This window comes from Microbulbifer sp. CNSA002 (assembly GCF_047324085.1).
Lineage (GTDB): Bacteria > Pseudomonadota > Gammaproteobacteria > Pseudomonadales > Cellvibrionaceae > Microbulbifer.
The window spans coordinates 2,137,793-2,159,792 of sequence record NZ_CP172449.1; the positions used below are offsets into that span (position 1 = coordinate 2,137,793).

31 protein-coding genes are annotated in these 22,000 nt (G+C 44.9%); 28 read left to right on the forward strand and 3 right to left on the reverse strand.

Annotated features, from left to right (window positions below):
- Window positions 1-8: 8 nt before the first annotated feature.
- A complete protein-coding gene (locus ACG1BZ_RS09600; RefSeq protein WP_413665422.1) occupies window positions 9-1,352 on the forward strand; it encodes a hypothetical protein in 1,344 nt (447 codons plus the stop codon).
- On the opposite strand, the gene ACG1BZ_RS09605 is transcribed toward ACG1BZ_RS09600, so the two are convergent.
- Window positions 1,349-3,613, reverse strand: a complete 2,265-nt coding sequence (locus tag ACG1BZ_RS09605) for a tetratricopeptide repeat protein (RefSeq protein WP_413665423.1) — start codon at window positions 3,611-3,613, stop codon at window positions 1,349-1,351. The two genes, ACG1BZ_RS09600 and ACG1BZ_RS09605, sit on opposite strands and share 4 nt — an antisense overlap.
- Before the next feature lie 106 nt (window positions 3,614-3,719).
- On the opposite strand from ACG1BZ_RS09605, the gene ACG1BZ_RS09610 reads away from it, so the two are divergent.
- The 4 genes from ACG1BZ_RS09610 (at window position 3,720) to ACG1BZ_RS09625 (ending at window position 7,910) form a co-directional block, all read left to right on the forward strand.
- Entirely contained in the window at window positions 3,720-4,769 is a 1,050-nt protein-coding gene (locus tag ACG1BZ_RS09610) for an HAD family hydrolase (protein WP_413665424.1), read from the forward strand.
- 42 nt (window positions 4,770-4,811) lie between these two features.
- Window positions 4,812-6,374 (forward strand): arylsulfatase, encoded by a 1,563-nt coding sequence (locus ACG1BZ_RS09615; RefSeq protein WP_413665425.1) that lies wholly within the window; start codon window positions 4,812-4,814, stop codon window positions 6,372-6,374.
- A gap of 152 nt (window positions 6,375-6,526) precedes the next feature.
- Window positions 6,527-7,489 (forward strand): right-handed parallel beta-helix repeat-containing protein, encoded by a 963-nt coding sequence (locus ACG1BZ_RS09620; RefSeq protein ID WP_413665426.1) that lies wholly within the window; start codon window positions 6,527-6,529, stop codon window positions 7,487-7,489.
- Window positions 7,490-7,583: 94 nt separating this feature from the next.
- Window positions 7,584-7,910, forward strand: a complete 327-nt coding sequence (locus ACG1BZ_RS09625; protein WP_413665427.1) for a hypothetical protein — start codon at window positions 7,584-7,586, stop codon at window positions 7,908-7,910.
- A 17-nt stretch (window positions 7,911-7,927) separates the two neighbouring features.
- Here ACG1BZ_RS09625 and ACG1BZ_RS09630 read toward each other — a convergent pair whose 3' ends face one another.
- Both ACG1BZ_RS09630 and ACG1BZ_RS09635 read right to left on the reverse strand, forming a co-directional pair.
- A complete protein-coding gene (locus ACG1BZ_RS09630; RefSeq protein WP_413665857.1) occupies window positions 7,928-8,053 on the reverse strand; it encodes a tyrosine-type recombinase/integrase in 126 nt (41 codons plus the stop codon).
- 170 nt (window positions 8,054-8,223) lie between these two features.
- Window positions 8,224-8,907: a phage integrase N-terminal SAM-like domain-containing protein gene (locus tag ACG1BZ_RS09635; protein WP_413665428.1), complete on the reverse strand. Its 684-nt coding sequence runs from the start codon at window positions 8,905-8,907 to the stop codon at window positions 8,224-8,226.
- 747 nt (window positions 8,908-9,654) lie between these two features.
- On the opposite strand from ACG1BZ_RS09635, the gene ACG1BZ_RS09640 reads away from it, so the two are divergent.
- From ACG1BZ_RS09640 to ACG1BZ_RS09750, 23 genes are all read left to right on the forward strand, one after another.
- Window positions 9,655-9,885 (forward strand): DUF3658 domain-containing protein, encoded by a 231-nt coding sequence (locus ACG1BZ_RS09640; protein WP_413665429.1) that lies wholly within the window; start codon window positions 9,655-9,657, stop codon window positions 9,883-9,885.
- A gap of 111 nt (window positions 9,886-9,996) precedes the next feature.
- Window positions 9,997-10,380, forward strand: coding sequence for a hypothetical protein (locus tag ACG1BZ_RS09645; protein WP_413665430.1), 384 nt, complete (start codon window positions 9,997-9,999; stop codon window positions 10,378-10,380).
- Between the two features lie 156 nt (window positions 10,381-10,536).
- Window positions 10,537-10,833 (forward strand): hypothetical protein, encoded by a 297-nt coding sequence (locus ACG1BZ_RS09650; protein WP_413665431.1) that lies wholly within the window; start codon window positions 10,537-10,539, stop codon window positions 10,831-10,833.
- Between the two features lie 115 nt (window positions 10,834-10,948).
- Window positions 10,949-11,311, forward strand: a complete 363-nt coding sequence (locus ACG1BZ_RS09655) for a hypothetical protein (protein ID WP_413665432.1) — start codon at window positions 10,949-10,951, stop codon at window positions 11,309-11,311.
- A gap of 20 nt (window positions 11,312-11,331) precedes the next feature.
- Window positions 11,332-11,778, forward strand: a complete 447-nt coding sequence (locus ACG1BZ_RS09660) for a hypothetical protein (protein WP_413665433.1) — start codon at window positions 11,332-11,334, stop codon at window positions 11,776-11,778.
- 25 nt (window positions 11,779-11,803) lie between these two features.
- On the forward strand, window positions 11,804-12,250 hold the full coding sequence (locus ACG1BZ_RS09665) for an SMI1/KNR4 family protein (RefSeq protein WP_413665434.1): 447 nt from the start codon (window positions 11,804-11,806) through the stop codon (window positions 12,248-12,250).
- 116 nt (window positions 12,251-12,366) lie between these two features.
- Window positions 12,367-12,759 carry a contact-dependent growth inhibition system immunity protein gene (locus ACG1BZ_RS09670; protein WP_413665435.1) on the forward strand — a complete coding sequence of 131 codons (393 nt, stop codon included), beginning with the start codon at window positions 12,367-12,369 and terminating at the stop codon, window positions 12,757-12,759.
- 101 nt (window positions 12,760-12,860) lie between these two features.
- The gene (locus tag ACG1BZ_RS09675) at window positions 12,861-13,115 is read left to right on the forward strand and encodes a hypothetical protein (RefSeq protein ID WP_413665436.1); all 255 of its coding nucleotides are present in this window, start codon (window positions 12,861-12,863) and stop codon (window positions 13,113-13,115) included.
- Window positions 13,116-13,275: 160 nt separating this feature from the next.
- Window positions 13,276-13,581 carry a hypothetical protein gene (locus ACG1BZ_RS09680; RefSeq protein ID WP_413665437.1) on the forward strand — a complete coding sequence of 102 codons (306 nt, stop codon included), beginning with the start codon at window positions 13,276-13,278 and terminating at the stop codon, window positions 13,579-13,581.
- Window positions 13,582-13,675: 94 nt separating this feature from the next.
- A complete protein-coding gene (locus ACG1BZ_RS09685; RefSeq protein ID WP_413665438.1) occupies window positions 13,676-14,017 on the forward strand; it encodes a hypothetical protein in 342 nt (113 codons plus the stop codon).
- A 108-nt stretch (window positions 14,018-14,125) separates the two neighbouring features.
- A complete protein-coding gene (locus tag ACG1BZ_RS09690; RefSeq protein ID WP_413665439.1) occupies window positions 14,126-14,473 on the forward strand; it encodes a hypothetical protein in 348 nt (115 codons plus the stop codon).
- 79 nt (window positions 14,474-14,552) lie between these two features.
- A complete protein-coding gene (locus ACG1BZ_RS09695) occupies window positions 14,553-14,945 on the forward strand; it encodes a contact-dependent growth inhibition system immunity protein (RefSeq protein ID WP_413665440.1) in 393 nt (130 codons plus the stop codon).
- Between the two features lie 97 nt (window positions 14,946-15,042).
- Complete coding sequence (locus tag ACG1BZ_RS09700; protein WP_413662312.1) at window positions 15,043-15,396, forward strand: transposase; 354 nt, start codon at window positions 15,043-15,045, stop codon at window positions 15,394-15,396.
- Complete coding sequence (locus ACG1BZ_RS09705) at window positions 15,348-16,235, forward strand: IS3 family transposase (protein ID WP_413662311.1); 888 nt, start codon at window positions 15,348-15,350, stop codon at window positions 16,233-16,235. Before ACG1BZ_RS09700 ends, ACG1BZ_RS09705 begins: the two co-directional genes overlap by 49 nt.
- 103 nt (window positions 16,236-16,338) lie before the next feature.
- Window positions 16,339-16,623, forward strand: a complete 285-nt coding sequence (locus tag ACG1BZ_RS09710; RefSeq protein ID WP_413665441.1) for a hypothetical protein — start codon at window positions 16,339-16,341, stop codon at window positions 16,621-16,623.
- Between the two features lie 105 nt (window positions 16,624-16,728).
- Window positions 16,729-17,118: a hypothetical protein gene (locus ACG1BZ_RS09715; RefSeq protein WP_413665442.1), complete on the forward strand. Its 390-nt coding sequence runs from the start codon at window positions 16,729-16,731 to the stop codon at window positions 17,116-17,118.
- Window positions 17,119-17,199: 81 nt separating this feature from the next.
- Complete coding sequence (locus ACG1BZ_RS09720; protein WP_413665443.1) at window positions 17,200-17,463, forward strand: hypothetical protein; 264 nt, start codon at window positions 17,200-17,202, stop codon at window positions 17,461-17,463.
- Between the two features lie 55 nt (window positions 17,464-17,518).
- Window positions 17,519-18,031 carry a hypothetical protein gene (locus ACG1BZ_RS09725; RefSeq protein WP_413665444.1) on the forward strand — a complete coding sequence of 171 codons (513 nt, stop codon included), beginning with the start codon at window positions 17,519-17,521 and terminating at the stop codon, window positions 18,029-18,031.
- A gap of 103 nt (window positions 18,032-18,134) precedes the next feature.
- Window positions 18,135-19,346, forward strand: coding sequence for a hypothetical protein (locus ACG1BZ_RS09730; RefSeq protein ID WP_413665445.1), 1,212 nt, complete (start codon window positions 18,135-18,137; stop codon window positions 19,344-19,346).
- Between the two features lie 89 nt (window positions 19,347-19,435).
- Complete coding sequence (locus ACG1BZ_RS09735; RefSeq protein ID WP_413665446.1) at window positions 19,436-19,768, forward strand: hypothetical protein; 333 nt, start codon at window positions 19,436-19,438, stop codon at window positions 19,766-19,768.
- A 103-nt stretch (window positions 19,769-19,871) separates the two neighbouring features.
- Entirely contained in the window at window positions 19,872-20,258 is a 387-nt protein-coding gene (locus ACG1BZ_RS09740; RefSeq protein ID WP_413665447.1) for a hypothetical protein, read from the forward strand.
- A gap of 145 nt (window positions 20,259-20,403) precedes the next feature.
- Window positions 20,404-21,006, forward strand: a complete 603-nt coding sequence (locus tag ACG1BZ_RS09745; protein ID WP_413665448.1) for a hypothetical protein — start codon at window positions 20,404-20,406, stop codon at window positions 21,004-21,006.
- Between the two features lie 87 nt (window positions 21,007-21,093).
- A complete protein-coding gene (locus ACG1BZ_RS09750) occupies window positions 21,094-21,975 on the forward strand; it encodes a hypothetical protein (protein ID WP_413665449.1) in 882 nt (293 codons plus the stop codon).
- Window positions 21,976-22,000: the final 25 nt, after the last annotated feature.

The window sequence follows — 22,000 nt, forward strand, 5'->3', positions numbered from 1 at the left end:
AGTCGGTAATGGTTATCAGAATCAGGAAAATTCTCCCATTTATACTCCTTCCTCTCGCTTTTGCTGAAAAAGTTGCCAGTGCCGAAGACTATCAAGATCCTTTCGAGACCAACTCGGAACTTTTCGATGAAGTGAGCACTGAGGGAGGGGTTTCTCGAGTTGTTTGGGATATTGATGCTTCGCTACTCGGGTATCACCAGCAGAATGAAGTTCGGGATGATCCCTATTTCGATCCGGGTCTGTTTGTCTTTGATGAACAAGAGTCTTTGCTTGCTCTGGATCTCAGTGGCCAGTTTTCCCTGGGAGCACACTTCTCAGTTTACTCGCGGTTTGCGGCGATAGAGCACTATCGGTCTAATGAGGCTGGAACATCTGAAAAAGAGACAGAATCCCATCTGCTAGAGGGGTATTTCTCTTCTTACACTGACAACCGAAGGTTTGGTATTAACGTCGGTCGGATAAAACCTCAGTGGAGCAACGGTTACAACTGGTCTCCGGCAAATCTTTTAAAAGCCACTTTTGATCGCCCCAATCTGGATGCCGATGAACTTACCCAGCAACTGGGCTGGGATATGGCCCATTTCGATTTCCGCTATGGTCGCTGGAACACTGGCATTTATATGGCTCAGGTTGAGGACGATCTGGATGGTCACTTTGGCACTAGCGTAAATGACCATGAGTTTCAGTACGCACTCGTGGTGAATCGTGAAGGTGACTTGGATACCCGCTTGGTATTGCATCAGATGGAGGGGGAGACAACCAATGTCGCTCTCGGGTTGAGTACTTTGGCTGGAGACAGTGCCACACTCAGGTTGGAGGGGGCTTGGGAACATCAGCGGGAGTTACCGCAGCCGGGCGAACTCTCCTATTTTCCAGCAGAGGACGATGGTTATTTGAAGCTGGTGCTTGGTACTCAGCTCAGCTTCAACCAGGGATGGGATGTTACTGCGGAGTATCTGTATAACCAGCATGGATTCGATGATGACGAGTGGGGTTTGGTTCAAACGCAGGTAGATAGTGCAAAGAACGGATTGAACAGCGCGCGGGTTTATGAGGCGATTTCATTTCTGTCCGAAAGTTTTAACCTTTTATCTAGCGGACAACTACGGCAAGAGTATTTGTTCTTGATGTGGGGTAACACCCGGCTGGATAAGAAGTTTCAATATCGTCAGAGTGTGCAATACAACCTGGATGACAAGAGCCAGTACCACAACCTGGAATTGATTCAGAACTGGACTGAGCATTTTAGTACTCGACTGCAAGCCCAGTTTTTCAGGGGCTGTGAGTCCTGTGAATTTGGTCTGCTGCCTACTGAAAGGCTTCTTAGGTTAAGTCTCTATTATGATTTTTAGCGTTTGCTGGCTAAAAGTGCTTCATATTTTTGTGCGATTTCCCGCTTGCCGGATTCCCTGCTAATAGAAATTAATGCCCGCAAAATATCCAGGTCCTGCGGAAACTGGTGATAGCCGTCTTCTAGAATATCCAGGGCGAGTTCGCTGTTGCCTTCCGAGTGAACGGCTATGGCATATACGTAGAGATAGCGACTCTGGGTTTGCTCATGCTCAGCCGCCGCCTTTAGAAAACCCATTGCCTCCTGGTGGCGGTTCTGACGAACCAGGGAAAGGCCTAAGGCATGTTGGATTACGGCGATATCCTCACTCTTCGATAGTGCTCCTCTGAGTAATAATTCCGCGTCGGTTTCACGTCCACTTGCCCGGTAAAGGTCGGCCAAGTTGATATAGGCGGGTGTGTAGTAGGAGGCCTTGGTTATTGCCCGGCGATAGAAGGCTTCCGCTTGTTGCGTGTTTCCTCTCCGGAAATGGAAGTTGCCCAGGTTTACCAGAGATTCCGGCCGGTCGCTGTTGAATAATTCTGAGGTGGTATAGGTTTTAAGGGCCTTTGAGTATTGCTGCTGTACTTGCGCGGGCATAGTCCCGATCTGAGCATCGGTCACGCCATTGGCAGCCAGCGACCTGGTCACGGCCATTTCACTGAAAAGCAGCGGTACACCGATCATCAGTCGCAATTGCTCCGGTAGTTCATCCAGAGACTGCGCAAGGGCCAGGTTTAATAAGGGTTCTTCGCTCTGGGCAATTTGTTGAAGTAACTGAGCGGAATTTATCGTCAGGTAGCGCGGTAACAAACGGATTGCGCTGGCCCGAACAATCTCCGGTTGACTGTCGTCCTGAATAAGGTTCATTAACATCTTATCGGCCTCGCTATCCCCGCGCATAGCTGCGTGCAATGTCTGCCCGTAGTGAGGGGGAGGTGAGCCGTATTTGTCTTCCAATATCTTCGCCGCCCACTGGCTCGATTTATCTTGATGGCAGCTGTTGCAAGTATTGGGGGTGCCCAGCGCCTCGGAAAGGTCAGGCCGGGGAATGCGGAAACTGTGATCCCGGCGTCCATCCACCTGCATAAAATTTTTCTTCGGCATATGGCAGTTTGTGCAGCGGGCACCGGGGCTTTGAGTTGGGTGCAGATGGTGATCAGTACGGGCAAATCGCTCCGGCATATGGCACTGGGCACAAACTGCATCACCAGCTGCTCTCAGTTGTAGGCTGTGGGGGTTATGACAGTGGCCACAGGTAACACCTGCTGCGTACATTTTGCTTTGCAGAAACGATCCGTACACAAATACCTCGCCACCGGCCTGGCCATCTGCGTGGTAGAGAGGCTCTTGCAGAAGTGTGAGGTTGAAATGATCCAGTAATTCGCTGTTAGCCTGCGCTCCCGGTAAATGGGTACTCCGCCGAGAATGGCACTGGGCGCAAGTTGTTATTTCACGCTGGATGGCTGCCGATGGCGCAAGCTTGGCAATCCCCGTTTGCAGATCCATTCCCCGGAGCTGTTGGGTTGGGTCAATAAGATGGGGATCAAGCCCTTTATTCTGCAATGTCTCATTCTGTGTTTTTGCCCACTGAAGGTGTCTCGATCCCGGGCCATGACAGGATTCGCAACCGACACTGATCTCTGACCAGGATGTCTGGTAGCTATCGGTTTGTAGGTTATAGGCCTTTTGCAGATTGGTGGAATGGCAGTCGGAACACATAAAGTTCCAATTCTGGTTTATGCCGGTCCAGTGCAGGGGATGTTGATGGTCTATCGCTTGATCGGGATAGAGATGAAACCAGCGCTGGCCACCTGCAGATTTGTCCTGGCTGTCCCAAGCAATACTCAGTGCCTGAAGACGTCCGCCTCCCAAATCAATCAAGTACTGCTGTAAAGGGTGGACACCAAATGTATAGGCAAGGGGATAGTCCTGGATGGCTCCACTGGGTCCATCTGTGCGTACGTAATAGCGCCCTTCCTTTTGATAGAAGTGAGATTTCTGCCCCAGATGCTCGAATGCCACCCCGGAGAAATCACCTAGAACGCTGTCACTATTGGCGACTTGCATTGCCAGCTGGTGGTGGGAATCTTGCCAGGCACTGGCCTCATCTTTGTGGCATACGGCGCATTGCGCGGAGCCCACGAAAGTGGCTTCTGAGCTGATTGCTTCGTCCTGGCGCTTGAGAGGTTGGGTATCAACCGGCTCTTCGTTACCACAGGCCACCAGTACGAGACAGATAAGGCTGATTTGGAGGAGGCTAGTGCCAGCTATATTTATCACGGTTTTTTTATTGTGATGAGTTCTTATCTTAGGGAGTTATTCAGAGGCTCCCTAGGCCAAAAGATTAGTTCATGTGCCGTAAATGTCATTTTGTGAGAGGGCCAGAATGCTGGATTGGATATTTAGGGTTGCCCTGAGCCGAGGGTGTCTGCTGCTGGTTTTGGCAATCAGCTTACCGGCACTCAGTTCTCCCTTGCCATCCTGGCAAGATGGCGTTAAAGCCCAAATTATGGCCTTTGTTGACAAGGTTACCCGTAAGGACAGCGCCGACTTTATAACTGTCGGTGAACGTATAGCGGTATTTGATAATGATGGCACCCTCTGGTCCGAGAAGCCCGTGTACTTCCAGCTTCTCTATGCCGCTGATGAGGTTAAAAGACTAGCGCCCCAACACCCAGAGTGGAAAACCCAAGAGCCCTTCGCTTCGATTCTAAAGGGCAATTTATCAAACCTGTTGGGGCAAGGCAGGGAAGGTTTGGAAGTAATGCTTACTGCGACTCATGCGGGATTGAGTACGGATGCCTTCCAGCGCTCTGTTGCCCAATGGCTCAAGAGTGCTAAGAACCCGGAAACTGGCAAACACTACAGTGCGATGGTGTTCCAGCCCATGCTGGAGTTGCTGGAATACTTAAGAGCAAATGGTTTTAAAACCTACATTGTTTCGGGGGGCGGCACTGATTTTATCCGAGTGTTTTCCCAGGAGTTATATGGAATCCCCCCAGAGCAGGTTATCGGCAGTCGCCTAAAGTCCCGCTATGAAAATGGGGGTGGGCATCCCTATATTGTGAAATTAGATAAATTGGCCTTCCTCACCGATAAACAGGGGAAGCCTATCGCAATCAATGACGTGATTGGCCGGAGGCCAGTTTTTGCCGCAGGCAATTCCGATGGTGATTTACAAATGCTGGAATGGACCACTGCCTCTAAGGGGCCGAGTTTTGCCATGCTGATTCATCATACCGATGCCAAAAGAGAATGGGCATACGATAAGAACTCCTCAGTGGGGCGCCTGGACAAAGCGCTACAAGCCGCTAAGGCAAATGGCTGGTTGGTGGTAGATATGGCGAAGGACTGGCGGACGGTGTTTCCGCCAGAAGCGCAGGATCAATCAAGCCAGGGGCCGGTGATTCCTCAAGTTCCCGCCTACCAGGACTAGTCTTAAAGCGGTGTATTGAGCCTGCCAATATTGAGGTGTGTAATGCTCCTGATCTCCCGATCCCGTCTCCGACAGTTCCTTTTGGTTGTACTGGCTGCTGTATCCCTTTCCCCTGGTAGCCTATTCGCGCAGACCAAACCCAATATTTTGGTGATCTGGGGAGATGATATTGGCATCTGGAATATCAGCTTCAACAGTCGCGGCATGATGGGCTATACCACGCCCAACATTGATCGGCTGGCGGTAGAAGGGCTCTCTTTTACCGATTACTACGGCCAGCAATCATGCACAGCAGGCCGCGCGGCTTTTTTAGCGGGTAATGTTCCAGTACGCACTGGCATGACTAAGGTGGGGCTTCCAGGTGCCAAAGAGGGGTGGCAGAAGAGTGATGCCACTATCGCCACGGTAATGAAAAGCCTGGGTTATGCCACCGGCCAGTTTGGTAAAAACCACCAAGGGGATAGGGACGAACACCTGCCCATCAACCATGGCTTTGATGAATTCTTTGGCAACCTCTATCACCTGAATGCGGAGGAAGAGCCGGAGAACAGGGACTATCCCAAAGACCCTGAATTCCGCAAGAAGTTTGGCCCCAGAGGAGTGATTAAAGCCAAGGCCGGCGGACCAATCGAAGATACCGGCCCCCTAACCAAGAAACGGATGGAAACGATCGATGATGAAACCCTAGCGGCAGCTATCGACTTTATCGAACGTGCACACGCGGCTAAGACCCCATTCTTTGTCTGGTGGAATGCCACCCGGATGCACTTTCGCACCCATGTGAGAGAGGAGCACACAAACCTTGCGGGCCCCAACAGCAATGAGTATATGGATGGCATGGTTGAGCATGACATCCTGGTAGGAAAGCTGCTAAGTGTGCTTGACCGCCTGGATATCACCGACAATACCATCGTGTTTTATTCCACAGACAACGGCCCCCACTTCAATACCTGGCCAGATGCTGCAACTACGCCATTTCGCAGTGAGAAAAATTCCAATTGGGAAGGAGCTTATAGGGTGCCAGCTTTCGTGCGCTGGCCGGGCAAATTTCCAGCGGGTACTACCTTGACAGGTATTGTCTCCCATGAAGACTGGCTGCCGACTCTCGCTGCGGCCGGGGGAAACCCGAATATTAAGGAACAGCTCAAGGAAGGGGTCGAGCTGAATGGGCGCGAGTACAGAAATTATGTTGATGGCTACAACATGATGGATTACTTCACCGGTAAAGCAAAACTATCTCCAAGAAAAGAATTTATCTACGTAAATGATGACGGCCAAATTGTAGCTATGCGCTACGAACCCTGGAAAGCTATTTTCCTGGAAAATCGCGGGCGGGGTTTTGAAGTCTGGCGAGAGCCCTTTACTGAATTACGAGTGCCACTATTGTTCAATTTGAGGCAAGATCCTTTTGAAAAAGCCCAACACAACTCGAATACCTATAACGACTGGTTTATAGACAGGGCTTTTGTCTTGGTTCCCATGCAGCAACTCGCATCAAAATTTTTGCAAACTATGAAAGAATATCCACCCAGCCAGGTACCCGGATCTTTTAATTTGGATAAGGTACAGGAGCAGCTGGAAGCTGGGGCGAGTGGTAGTAATTAATAATTCTCAAATTGGCTTCCTTTTAATATTCAAAATTAATCTAATTTATTTCGTTTGAAACGACTGGCATGGTTCGCAAAAAAATACGGCTCATCTAAGGTTGCTATGTGGGTTTATTTACAAGAAATTTGGCAACTTATTAGGGAAATAGTATGAAACTCAGCGTCAATATGGTTTTACCTGTATGCGCCGCAATTTTAGCCTCAAATGTTCTTGCAGTTGAATGTGGCGATACTATTGATACTGCCACTGTTCTTACAGAGGATCTTGTCTGTGTAATTGGAGAAGATGATGAATATGCTCTTAGAGTTGTTGGTCCAACCGGCGTATTAAACCTGGGTGGTTATAGTGTTACCTGTGTTATTGATGTGTTTGATGCGACTGGTATTGTAGTAGAGGGATTTTCAGCCCTTGTGAGTAACGGTACGATAAGTGGGTGTGACGACGGGATATTTTTAGGTGGAACAGGAATTCACAACATCACAGGGGTAGATATCGTAGATTTTGAAGGAGATGGAATTACTATAGAAAGCGATAACAACTCCATACTCGGTAATCAAATTGTAGGCCGCGGATTAAGTATTGGGGGGCAGGGAATTGATTTGGAGGGAAGTAATTGTATTGTATCCCAGAATAATATTGCTGATGTAGGTGATCGTGGAATCGAGAGCTTAGGTAATTTTAATACACTGAACAATAATACAATTGATAACACCGACAGAGATGCCATTTGGGTTCGAGGTGACAATAGTTATGTGTTCGGAAATGTATTAACCAATAGTCAAGAGAATGGTGTGGCTTTATCTGGTGATAGTAATCAAGTTATTAGCAATGTTATTAGTGGCAGCGAGGAAAGTGGAATTAATATAGACGGTGGATCTAATAATTTTGTGATAGGCAACTCAGCCCTGAATAACCTTGGAAATAGTGGGGATTTTCCAGGAGGTATAGTGATTTCATCTGAAGAAAGTGAAAATAACTCGATATTTTCAAATACAGCTATTGGTAATAATGAGTTTGACCTCCGAGATGTTTTTGATTCTGGGAATTGTGACTCGAGTAACTCCTGGTCAGGTAATATATTTGTAACCGCTGATCCAGCATGCTTGGATTAAGGTACAAGCAGTGTTTCTCTTAATGTCAGAACAATTTTTAGTTGGTGCTCGATTAACTGTTTATGTTATGTAGATTTTTTAGGGGGGATAATCTATGGATAAAATTCATATAGCACTGTCGACTAATCAGATAGAAGAGTCAGTTGCCGATTACAGTAAAAGGTTAAATACTGCTCCCTGCGTGCATGTGCCCAATGAATATGCTTTATGGCGAACTGCCACTGTTAACTTATCGATTCGCCATGATCCAAATTGCGAAAGCGGAACGCTTAGGCATCTAGGGTGGGAATCAGATGGTGCCGATACATTTACCGCAGAAACTGACATTAATGGCATTACCTGGGAACACTTTAATGCTGAGCTTCAGGCGGATGAAATCAACAAGGCTTGGCCCAAAGCCAGCTACCACCCAAAGACATAGCTGCCGGGGGACCGAAATCAGTCAAGAGGGCTGGTAACACCGCGCTCATGTACGCCTATAACATGGGTGTAAATCATGGTTGTACTGATATCGTTGTGGCCGAGTAGCTCCTGAATATTGCGTATATCAGTACCAGCCCGCAGAAGGTTGGTGGCAAACGAATGGCGAAATGTATGGCAGCTCCCTTCTTACGAATATCGAGGGCCGAAACGGCCTTGGCAACGGCCCGCCTAACTTGCTGCTCACCAATATGATGCCGTCGCATCATATCGCTGCGAGGGTCTTGCGATAGAAATCGAGCGGGGAATACATACTACCAAGCAGCACTCGTCGCTGCTTGTGGGTACTTTTTCGCCAGAGCGAAAGGCAAATAGACATACCCATAGCCTTCAGCCAAATCCTGCTCGTGTAGAGAAAGCGCATGTGCTATCTGCACCCTGAGGGGCTTAACCAGAGACCGAGGCAGTAGTGTTCTTCGCCACTTCTCACCCTTGGACTCCCGTACTATCAAGCATTGATCACTAAAATCAATGTCCTGTACCCTAAGCCGCACAGCTTCCATAACTCTAAGGCCCGAACCATACATTAAAGAAGCAGCAAGCTTATTTGGACCGCTAAGGTGCTCTAATATGGAGGTTGCTTCTTCATGGCTAAAAGTAACAGGCAATCGCTTAGGCCGATGGCTTTTTTCGAACTGTAGTTGCCCTAATTCAATATCCAGAAACTGCTTATAGAGAAAGATAATTGCATTCAAAGCGGTTTTTTGAGTGTTGGCTGACACATTGCGATTAGCCGCAAGGTGACTTAACCACTTATCTATGTCAGCTTTTCCGAGTTCCTGCGGATGTTTTATCCCATGAAATCGTATAAAGTCCTTCACCCAAAAGCAGTATGTCTTTTCTGTTTTGTATGCCAAATAGCGAGACCGTATAAAAGCCCTAAAACGGTCCATAAAGCGGGATGGTCGCTGGGGTAGCGGAATAGGGATGTCATCCATTTTTACAGTCCGAATACTGTATGGATTAACAGTTTAATGAACATTTGACTGGGAGTCATCAGGATTTTCGATCAGTTTGACCGTTATTTCTGGCTTAGGGCCAGAATGGTTGAAAATCTGTTGTATTTCAATGGATTAGGGAACTCGTATAAAATGGGTATAGTAGTCAAAGTGATCGTTTTTCCATTTGGCACAATGGTTCTGAAGGATGGGTAACATATTGATTTTGCTTGGATTTTGTGTGTTTTTTTCGTTAGATTGATTCCAGGATAGTAATCAGGATAATAGTGATCAGAATGATTACTATATAAATGTTAAGCATTACGAGGGATCGAGTGGGAATCCACGAAATAATTACAATGACTTTGCTTTCTACCTGGCCGTCTCTTCTGGTTGCGATAGTCGCCGGATACAGCATCTTAAAGCAAAGCTCGTCCTCCTCCGGGTTGTTTATCATTGGCCTCACCATAATGCTACTGCCTAGCATGTTAGCAATTCCTACAACGGAGTGGCTGTGGGCTACTTACCCTGATTTATTATCTAGCTCACCCACTTACACTGCTATTTCCGTAATGTCTTTTGATTTAGTATATTCCGTAGGGCTGGCTTTGTGTGCCTATGCATTTTATAAGAGAGGCCATCATGCTTAACAAAGCAAGGCAACACCGCCCACTACGTGGGCTGGACCTACATTCCGCGGCTTCGCCGCTACATTTCGGCCGTTGCTTGCGGCGTTAGGTTCCCAAAATGGACGATTTGGAAATAGACAAAGTTATTCTTTCTCAAGCCACCAAAAATTGGAGAAAGATGGCAATGATAATTGGTCTGACACAAAATAAGACAGGGTTAGATGACAACAATTGTGATGCAGAAAGGATCGCAAAAAGAATTTATTACCTTGTTCAGTCTGGTCAGCTTGAATCACAAGGCGAAATTACAAACTGGAGATTTAGCGAGGTTAAGCTTGCATCACCATAGTCACAGAAACCTAACAAGTTGCTCAAGTTCACTCCGACCGCAAAAGGCGCGGCCTCCGCAGGACAGCCTCCACTGCACTTCGGCTGCCCCTTAGCAAGGCGTTAACTGAATATGTGGAAAGAAAGTGTTCCTAAAAGCCTGTTTCAAGCGCTCAATGATCCAAAAATGGTTGGATATTACAAACTCTCACCACAAGAAGAGTGGTTTCAGCCATACGAGATTGAAGAAGTTGATACAGCTGAAGTCTTAGGTGCATTCGATGGGCGCTCTACTACAAGTGAAGGAATCTTGAGCGGCGCTATTCGCATCTGTAATACAGGCTGCGAGGGGTATCATATTTACGTATTTAGCGGACCTGAAGCTGGAAGTATATGGTCAGATCAGCGCTATCCATTTGGCCGTCTCTCAAAAATTTGCTCGTCCTTAGATGTTTACTTGGCCAATTTGAGCGAGTTTGGAGCAGGGCACATTGCGCAATACGAGGACCTCAGTTAACAAGGCCGGGCAATTTGCTCCGGGCCTTCGGCCCTCCGCGGGACAGCTTACCTTGCGCACCTTTTCCGCGGGTCGCTACGCTCCCATTTTCGCGCAAAACGCGCACAAGTTAAGCTGCCCCTGCCGGCGGCGTTAAATGGCAAAGAAGAAATGGCCGTGGATTCTCTCGAAAAGTATAAGAATGATATCGACCTTTTATATCAACAGTATCTGGACGGAAGGTACGATATAGTAACGATTGCATTTACATTAGTCTGTGGACTGGTTGAACATAAGGACCTTTCCTTGATTGATTCCTCTCCAGATGAGGTTGTAAATACAATGTATTCGCATGCAAGTGGCTTCAAGAAGGAAGGCAGCTATATAGTTGTCTCTAATGTAGGAGTTACTGACCATTCTGATTTATTTAATGAGTTGATAGTCTTTCTTGAACAGAATGATATTGCAATTTAACAAGGTGAGGTTGCATCGGTGTAGCAAGCTACACCTGGACCTCCGCTGCTTCGCAGCTCCGGCCGCAACTCACGGGCGTTAGTGTGCAGCACAGAATGTTAATTATGGTTTTAAAATGAATAGATTAATAATAGCTTTTTGTATAGTCATGTTTACGGGTTGTGAAATCCAAAAAGAAGCAAACCAAAAATTTGGAGATCAACACTTTAAAACAGCGATTTCTTTAATCGAGCTTCATAATATACGTACTGGTTCGTATCCAGAAACATTAAACGATATCCAGTTCATTGGAGACTGGGATCAAATTGCTTTGCAGTCGGTAAAGTATGGCAGAGTTAAAGGCGGTTATACTTTATCCGTTACTAATGGGTGGGTCGGAAAGCCTGAACTTCAGTACCCTCCAGAGTTTTGGGTGGGGCTTGGAATTAAGCACACTAACAAGTCAATTCAGCCGACCGCTAAAGCGTCGGCTGATTGAGGCGTTATGAGCTTTAAACTATGAAGTACATTCTTATAATTCTAGCTTTAATGTCATCCTTGGCTGCTGCAAGTGGAGGGCCTAAAGAGGTTTCTTTGACACCAGAGCTAGCCGCGAAACTAGGTTTTCATATAAGCGTGAAGCCAGAAGGCCCAGCAATAATATTTGAGCTTAAAGGCCAAAAAGAAAGTCCTTCTGGTTGTCCAGCATCTAGAAGTGGCACCTTTCTACTTGGTAAAAATAGTGAGGAGTTGCTGGTTCATATAACAGAGCTACCTACATCAAAATCAGAGCCAGAAGCAATTGGTTACTTTACAGATAGCAAGCACACAATGGGTGTTTTTATCGACTATCTCTGTAAAGGCGAAAAGGTTTTAAAGAGTGTGCGTTACACCGTGCAATCAACCAGCGACTGGCTCATAACAAGTAAAGGCACTGGACGCAGCAAAACTGCGCCCGTGCTTTAGGCGTTAGGTGTAAGAGCGAGTCACGATGATTCAAGTTAATGATTCATATGGAAAGTTGAGTCGGCCTGATATTAAGGCGCTAGAGAGTGACCTTTCTATAGACTTTCCTCTCGAATATGTTGAGTTTTTACAACAATACAATGGTGGGCGTCCAGTTCCAGATGGAGTCAAGGTCAACGGAGAGCACTTTGACTTTATAGGTCACCTTTACGCGATCCGAAAAGAACTCGTACATGATGACTTGGCAAGAAATATTGAAGAATATAAAGATATGATCCTTGGCCATTACTTACCTTTTGGGGAGAGTCCTGGCGGTGACGTATATTGCTTGTCACTTAAGCCAGAGGAATTTGGAGCTGTCTACCATTGGGACCATGAAGAGGCTAACTATGAGGGTGAGCCCTGGGAATATAATATGACTAGGTTGGCCAAATCTTTTAATCAATTTTTAGCGGAGCTATACGAGTGCTAAAAACACGTAACAAAGCCAAGCACGAATGCCAGCAAAGCTGGCTGGACCTACATTCCGCAGCTTCGCTGCTCCATTTTGGCCCGTGTTGGCGGCGTTATGGCCCTTAAAGGATTATCGTGGATCTATCAAAATCTCTCGAAGAACTACACAAAGAAAAATGGGGCAGGCCTGACTTTGGCTCAAGTCTAGCCGCTGAATGTCGCCGTTTATGGTCAGTTCCTTTAGCGGAACTTTCGGTCGAAAATCTACGCATACTAATTGGTCAAAAAATTGGTTTAAGGTTTCTGGTTCCCGTTGCTCTTGATATTCTTGCAGTAAACCCATTGGCCGAAGGTGACATGTACAAAGGAGATTTACTGGCAAATATTGCTGTTGTGCCTGATAACTTTTGGCAGCAGTATCCAGAGTTCAACAACCAACTCGTAGAAATCAAAAGCGAATTAGAAATAATAATGGGTACAATCACAGAAGAGCTTATTCCACCTTTGAGCTCTCGGGTTTACCAATAAATGAGCCATAACAAGGCGCGCAATGCTCGGCCAACAAGTTGGCCTGGACTGTCACTGCTACGCAGCGCGAGCCCATTCGCTTGGTGTTAAGGGAAGTAAACATGAACAAAGGCTTGTGCCATATATGTGGTCGTCGGATTCAGAACACTGGGTTTGATAAATGTATGTATTGTGGTGTTGAGCTTTTAGAGAATCAGAAATTTACTGAGTCGGAGAAATCTTTAATCGAAGATAAGCGAAAATCTGTAGAGAAAGAATTGCGCAAAAAGAAAGCGGCGCAAACAGGAGTACCATCGTCAACTGATGGTTTCGGTGGTGGCATAGATTTTGGTTTCGGTGACTCAGGCTGCGATTAGTGGAGGCCTTAACAAACACAGGCAGTTTGCTACGGCCCTTCGGGCCTCCGCGGGACGGCTTAATTTGTGCACCTTTTGCGCAGGTCGCTCCGCTCCCATTTTTGCGCAAAACGCGCACAAATTAAGCCGCCCCTGCTGTGGGCGTTAAGTGCATGAGAGAATGAAGACATCAGTAGCAATTGCTTTACTTACATTAATTTTGAATGGTTGCGCTACACCACAAACCTATACCGGAACGGTAACTGATTGCCAAGATAATCCGATTGCTAGAGCAGAAGCATGGGAAAACGAATGGGTTCCTTTTCACTTGCCTGGCAAACTTGGAGAAACCAAAACGGATGAAAATGGAACTTTCACATTAAACACAGAAAAAGGGGCGAGCTTCTTCGTTTATTCTGGTAGTAAACTAGTATTTACAAGCCACCCTGGGAAATCGGAGACCAAGTGTGCTAAAAGTAGCACTTAACAAATCGTGGCAGCAAGGGCGCTTCGCGCAGGGACGGCTTACACTTCGTTCCTGCCGCCCCTGCACTCTGCGTTAACTGTTGTAAGAGAAAAAAGTGATATCTGATAAATTCGATAGAAATGAAAATCCAGACTGGGAGCCTGATGCCCTTGTGCAGGTATGTTTTTCCGGTAAAGATATCATCGTAAAGAATGGATACAGACCTCATTACAAGGTTAAAACAGACTACCTCACGACTACAATTCATTGGTTTGTTGATGAAGGGATTGCGGAACCTAATAGGCGCACTCAAGCGTTTGTTAAATTCATCACGCCAGAGGCATACCCAAAATGCCTAGAGACTGGCGCCAATCTAGAGATTCGAGAAGGTTCAAGAGTAGTTGGCCATGCTGAAATACAGGAAATATATAATGAGCAATTACGCAAAGGCAGCTAACAATCACAGGCACGTTGCTACGGTCCTTCGGTCCTTCGGTCCTTCGCGAGACGGCCTACGCTACGCTCCGGCCGCCCGTGCTGTGGTCGTTAACTTTACGAGAAAGCTATGAGCTACGACTTAAATTTCTGGAGTGAATCAGCAGGCTTTAAAGCAGAGCCTCTGGAGGTTTATCGCAGTCTCTCAGATGGCGTACCTGTTAACGGCCTTAGTCAGATTGATATTGATAGCGTTTATAAAAGGATCATTCAAGAGTTTCCTGGTACTGAAGAAAGAAATGGATTTCTTGATTGGGAAGGTGAAAGCAACTCTTTTCAAGTATCTTCAAGTGCACAGCATGTAAGAATTGATTGTTATGGTGAGCCTGGAGAATGGATGAACGTATTCATAGATATTGGCAAAGAGTTTGGGTGCCCATTATATGATCCACAAACCAATGAGCGGTTTACGGGATAAAAAGTTAACAAGCGCGTCAATTAGGACGCTCGCAAGCTCGCGCCTATTACGCGGGCGTTATGGCCCTTAAAGGATTATCGTGGATCTATCAAAATCTCTCGAAGAGCTACACAAAGAAAAATGGGGCAGGCCTGACTTTGGCTCAAGTCTAGCCGCTGAATGTCACCGTTTATGGTCAGTTCCTTTAGCGGAACTTTCGGTCGAAAACCTACGCATACTAATTGGTCAAAAAATTGGTTTAAGGTTTCTGGTTCCCGTTGCTCTTGATATTCTTGCTGTAAACCCATTGGCCGAAGGTGACATGTACAAAGGAGATTTACTGGCAAATATTGCTGCAGTTCCTGATAACTTTTGGCAGCAGTATCCAGAGTTCAACAACCAACTCGTAGAAATCAAAAGCGAATTAGAAATAATAATGGGTACAATCACAGAAGAGCTTATTCCACCTTTGAACTCTCGGGTTTACCAATAAATGAGCCATAACAAGGCGCGCAATGCTCGGCCAACCAGTTGGCCTGAAACCTTCCCCCATTGAGTAGACGCCTACCTTTTGAATAGGGTAGGAAAAAATGCCGAAAATACTGAGTGAAGAGCGAGTTGTTGAATATTCAACAGAATTCAAAGTTAGAGTGGTAGCTCTCACTAATCAACTGAAAGTAGATACGACTACTATCGCCAACATTATTGGTTTGCATCCAGTAATGGTGTATAGATGGCGACAGGAAAGTAGAGAAGGCAAGCTGGTCGAGAAGCCCAGTCGTAGAATAAGTATGACAAAAACAACGAAAAATCGGTCTCAAACCGATGATAAAGAGATAAGACGTCTAAAAAAGCAGGTCGAGAAATTGCAAAAGGAGAATGATTTCCTAAAAAAGTGGGAAATGTACCTGAAAGATCCAAAGCTGAAAGATTCTCGTTCATAGCTCTTAATCGATCAGACTTTGGTGTCAGGTACTTATGTAGATACTTGAATGTTTCACCCCAAGGGTTTTATAAGTGGCTCAATCGAGATGAGAGCACTCGTGACATAGAGAATAGGCGAATTCTAGGGTGTATCGAAGCTATCTATACACAGCATGATGGTAATTATGGAAGTCCAAGAATTAGCGCAGAGCTGAAAGCTAATGGTGAACGAATAAATCACAAACGCGTTGAACGCCTTATGAGAGAGGCTGGAATCGTGGGGAAAGCTGGAAGGATCTATCGTCGACGCCCTTTGCCTGGAAATCCTTATATTAAGGTTGAAAACCTACAAAGAGAGCATGGTATGCCGAGTAAACCAGACTCTCAATGGGCTGGTGATGTAACCTATCTGAAGATCAATGGACAATGGCAATATTTAGCTGTGATTATTGATCTTTACTCCCGGAAAGTGTTGGGTTGGGAGTTGTCGGATACTCGAACTGTTGAGCTAACACTGTCAGCGCTAAATAAAGCTGTTCGTCGCAGAAATATAGAATCAGATCTAATATTTCACAGTGACCGAGGTTCTGAGTACGGTGCTTATGCATACCAAAGTCGACTCAAAGAACTGGGTATTGAGCCGAGCATGAACCGTCCAGGATTTATGAATGATAATGTGTATGTAGAATCATTTTTTCAAACACTGAAAACTGAGAGTTTCAAAGGATTTAATTTTGAATCCGTTGAGGAACTAAGAGCTAACTTAGCTTGGTATCTTGATAGGTACTATAACTTTAAAAGAAGACATGGTTCACTTGGGTTCAAAAGCCCAGATGAATATGAAAGAATGGCCGCATAAGATGAATATAAGGTGGCGTCTACTTTAAGGGGGGAGGCTTCCCTGGACTGTCACTGCTACGCAGCGCCAGCCCATTCGCTTGGCGTTATGTGCAAGGATAGTCATGAGCAATCCTCCTAAAGAAATTGATGGAGCAAGAGTGATTGAGTGGGCTTGGTCAGATTCTAAGCCATTTGGATTTGTGCTCTTTGAAAATGGAGAGGTTGCTGCGGAAATATTTGGTTTGGCAATTTGCAAATATTCCAATAGCGAAAAATTCTACCGGTTTAGCTGTGACTCTGATTGGGAAATTGAGCAAGATGCTGAATACTCATCTATTCAAGAGGCTAAAGCTAATTTACCCTCTCAATATCAAAATGTAGCCGCAATTTGGCAAAAATATGGCTAGGCACATAACAAGGCAATTAACTACGCTCCAGCCACTGCGTGGCTTCCGGCGGACCTCCGCTTCGCTCCGGCCGGTTATTGCGGGCGTTATGTGTAGATCGATATCATGAATATAAAAACACCTCATATACCTCTGAACATCGAGCTAGAAGAAGCATTGGGAATTCTTAGATCCACAGGCTTAGATGTTCTGGAAAAAAAAGAAGATGAAGACAACTTCTATAGGGTAAGCTCACCCTCCTATGAATGTGGATTCTACGAGAAAGAGAATCGTGTCATTGCCAGCTGGTATAATGACCCTTCGGGTAGAGAATCAGAAGACGGAATCACACAGAAGCTCAATGCTTATCTTCAAAGATATGGCGAGCTATCGAGTTGGGAATCAGGTATTAACAACGGTTGGATTCAATTTTTCCAGAATGAAGATAGCTCTACTTCATTAGCATACGGATTGCACAAAGATGTTCTCCGATTTAATTACATTAGAAACACATAACCAGCTAGGGCACTATGCCCGCTTCGCGGGCCAGACGCACTTCGTGCGCTGGTGCCTGAGGCGTTATGTGTCGGAGATAATATGACGAGCAGAATTATTAGTTTTGCTAAAGAGTTAAACCGGCAGGATAATTTGCCGCCGAAAGCACTTCGAAGAGATACACCAATATATTCACTAGTTAGTACGATGAACAATATAGTTGGTTGCCATTTTTCGGGGAATTATGGGCCTATACCTATACTTAAAGAGCGAGCGCTACAGTTCATGGAAGAAAATCAAGCAACAGCAGAATTCGAAATCTATTACAAAATTGCACAAGATCTACTATCGGAGATATACACATAACAAATTTAGGCACCAGACGCCTAAGGCGCAGGTGCTAAAAGCGTTAACTTTCACTATGAATAAAGTCACTGCCACAATTTTACTGATATTCCTGAGTTTTAGTTCTCATGCCGATAGCCCTTTGCCAGTTCCCAAAGCAAAGAGGGTATGTAACATCTTCGTTACTTATTGTGCTTATTTGGAGCCTGCGAAAGACACTGTGGTGTACAGCGTGGAGGGTAATTTCGAAACTAAGGAAATATACAAAATAAGTGGCTGGCACAGGTCCTTCCATATTTCTCCAAGTGGTGAGTACGTAGTGGTGGGTTACCCTGGGCTAAATCTTGTTCCAAAATCAGTAACACCTAACCAAGTAATGTTATCCATCTACTTAAATGGTAAGTTGCAACATGCCATTACTCTTAAGCAACTCTTCCACAATTTAGAATCGCTGGAGCCAACAGTTTCACATTATCAATGGGGTTCCATTACAAATGTTTCCAATTACGATGTGCGCCTCGAAACAGTTGAGGGGATTGTCTCGGTAGCTCTAGAGAGTGGAAAGGTCTATCGTGCACCAAAAAGTTAACAAGAGCAGGCACGATCACAAATGCAAGCATTTGCTGGACCTCCGCCGCGTTGCGGCTCCGGCCCGTGCTGCAGGAGTTACATGCCAAAGGAATGTCATATAGATGTTTAACAAAACCTTATATTATCCTTGGATAGATATTCATGACGATTCATGGGTTAAGACCGCTATTTTGTATTGGGACGAAATTAATACAATTGTTCCTTTCAGAATGCAGTCTCCATATCAAAACGAAGTGGCCACTCTTCTTGAGCAAGAGAGAATATTAAGGCCTTTTGAGGTCACTCCTTCTTCACGAGAGGTAATTGAAGCTTCAGATATAGCGATGCAATATTTATCTACACCAGAAGGCATGCGAGTTCTGACCTCCGGTGATGAGTATTCAAGAATCCATCCTAGTAAACTATCGCATCAACTTCAAAGAAGCTTAAGGTTAGGATATAGCCGGGTACACTCAAGTAAAATGAGCCATCTTTTGATGGATACCATTGGTTCTGCAAGAATTGATGATGATGGCTTTGTGAGCATGGATAGTAGATTTTCTGCATATTATATGTCTGCACTAGCAAATAGAATTGCGAAACGGAATAATCTTTCTACTGTTGCCGACTCCCAGATATATAATCAATTCAACACAAAACTATCTGTTGATGGTTATTCGCCGAATAGAAATAAGACATTTATTAAATGTCCAAAATGCAAAGAAGTCTTTGATAGATTCACTCAAGAATCTATCAAAAATACTGGCGAGTGCCCTGCATGTGGCGCAGACATATTCTATTTCTTGCCTGAAAGAGAAAGAGGATTTCAGCAGCCGTATAGAGCTGAGCCAAGGCATTTTGTTGATGGAATGCTGGCTGAGCTTGCAATAGAAAGTATATACATCCCTGGCTCGGTTCGTATTGACAAGCTTCTTAACTTTAGGGCAAATCATTCAGATGAGCTAGCTGCTTTCCGAGGGGCACTACAAGGCATAACCCAATCTGTTCTAGATTGCGATGATGTGGAAGATATTCAAGCACTTCGCCAACAAGTAAAAGTTGCTTATACCGATAAAGTAAAGCCACAGATTAAGGGCTTAAAATCACAACTAAAGGGAGCGAAAGTTAACTACGTTTTAAGTGATTTCACCATAAGCGGAATGGCATCGATTCTCGGAACTACGTTAGCTAGCGGTTTAAGCACTACCGCTATATTGGCAGGCACAGGCGTTTCAATTGGAATTCGAAGTCTAATGTATATGCAAGAAAGAAGAGATATTAGAACTAATCCATATTCTTATGTTCTGTCGATGGAGAACAAGCTTGGTTTATAAAGCATGTAACAAGTCAATTAACTTCACTCCTTTCAGTCGCCGGACGCAGCTAAGCTGCGCCGGTTATTGAGGCGTTATATTTCTTCGCCATGAACGACAAAGACCGAACTGAAATCATAAAGAAATTCGAAAAAGGAGTTCTCCTGAGAAACTTTTCTGGCGAACTGACATATGAAATTGAAGATCGCTGGTATGAGCAATACAATCCAGCTAAGAAACGGATCGCTAAAGAGTTCGGGTTAGTTCCTATTTCAGTAACTGTGTTTGGACCTGACGAATCATTTCAGACTTTCTATAAGCGAGGAATGAAACTTAGTATTGAGTGGGATACATGGTCTGGTTTAATATTCGTTGCGAAGAATTGCCGCGCTGAAAAATTGGTTCTTGAGATCGCCGGCTACTGTGAAGAGAACGAAATATAACAAGGCAATTAACTTCGCTCCAGCCACTTTGTGGCTTCCGCCGGACCTCCGCTTCGCTCCGGCCAGTTATTGTGAGCGTAATGCATCACACATGGAGAATTAAGTGAGAGATTTTAATTCTGGCGACATCAATGGTGATGTCGTTATTAACGATAACTCTAATGAGCACAAGCTGCTGATTCATTGCTCAAATGAGGAGTTAATCCACGAAGAACGCCATCGCCAAGAGGTTCTAGAAAAGGAGCGCTCTAGAAAAAATGGTGCATTCCTTAAATTTATTCTGTTTTCTGCCACCCTTTGTGTAGCGGCATACGTTTGGTATCAATTCAATGGCGGGCACAGTATTGCCTCAACTCTCCTAGGTGCGGTTGGTGCAATAACTGGATTTTCTACTTTTGCTCAATCTGACCAAACAACAGAGTTCGAGCAAAGGCAGTTAGCAGCACTTAAAGAAATTCACATGATTCTAAGAGAACGTGGAGTTCGGTAAATGCATAACAAACACATCAAAAAACGCTCCACCTCATTGCGCTGGATCTCCCTTTCGGTCGGCCTTTGATGTGGGCGTTAGCCATATATGAGAATTTTCTGTGATTTATAGTTCAGTAGAAGACCATTGGCTCAGGATCGAGCTAATGCTTGAGGTAGCCTCAAAATACAATGAGATTACCCAAGGTGATGATGTTCAGATTATCAAGAAGGATGGAAAGCTGAATATTGATATTTCGCTTATGGATGATGTCCAAAAGGAGTCAAGTCTAGTTGGTATGCTCATGGCGTGGTCGGTTGTTGCTCTTGAGTCACTTATAAATCACGCTATCGCTGAAAACCTCAATAATAAAATGGTAGCAATTCTAGCAATTGAGCACCCAGGCCAGATTACTGGAAAGATTAAAAAAGGAATCAGCGCCAAATCTGAATTAGCGAAAAAACTGGTTGTTCTTGATGATGACCGAACGGATATATCAGCGTTATTAAAAACCGCGGATAGCCTAGCTGACCTCCGGAATTATATAGTACATGACAAGCCATTTGATCTTGTCACAGATGACGAAGGTGAGGTTGATATTGAGCATTACAAAGTAAGAGGCATTGAAATGGAAAAGAGAATTAGATTTAAGAACCTAATGCCTTTCTTTAAAGACTGTGATCAGATCAAGGAGTTTGTTGAGAAAAACTCTAATCTTGATCACCTTAATACGAGTGAAAAAAGTTTTTGTGGCCTGGTAAATGGCTAATAAATCCAGCCAGAGGGACCAAAAAACCGCCGCTTCACTCTGGTTTTTCGTCCCCTGCTGGCGGCGTTATGCATCAAAGGAAGCATCATGGATAGATTGATAGTCCCTGTATATCTCAATCAAAAACTAGTTTTTGATTTGTTGGCAATGCTACAGGGAGGAATTAGTACGGTGACCACTGTTACTGAATCCTCGTCTAATAGGAATATTGACGGTGAAAAGGTATCTGCTGGTTTTGGTTTGAGTGAAGCGTTCTCCACACTTCTGAAAATAGATCTTTCTGGCTCAAAAGAAAAAACTATAGGTTCAGAAGGATCAAATACATCATCACAGGAGAGGGTTCACACTCCAGCATCTCTCTTTTTTCAATTAAGGAATCTTCTTTTAGAAAAGGGATATCTCAAAGAAACTGAGGAAGAACTTCCTAAAGCTGGTGAATTTGTGGAATTTGAAGGATTTCTCAAAAGAAATCCAATTGTAGAGACCATAGATAGCTTTGCTGAAATGATGGATATTGCGGAGGCGTTTGAGGATAAACCCCAACCAAAAAAAGGGAATCGTAACTCAAGTGAGCAATCAGAGTACAAGAAAATCAGGCAGCAAATGGTTCGCTTCTCTGGTGCCCTCAAGGCGGGAAGTACTATTGATCTTAGTTCAACAAGCTTGAAGGGTGCATACACCGCAGTAGTAACAGTAGAAACAGGATTCTTAAATGATCCGTTAATGTCAGACTTAGTAGATGGTCAGTTTAAAATAATTGGGAAGGTCGTAAAAAGCGTGGATGATTCATCTGACTCTATCAATCTGCTTAGAAAAACGGCACTAAGCAAGATGCCTTCTGAAGTAATGCTTCAAGCTATGACACACCTGAGTTCTCTGGGGAGTAAGCAAGGCTTTGACATCCCTGAATTAAAAATGGAGATTGATGGGCCTGCTATTCAGGTTCTACCAATTGCCATTTATGCATAAACAAGACTAGGACACCCACAGATTG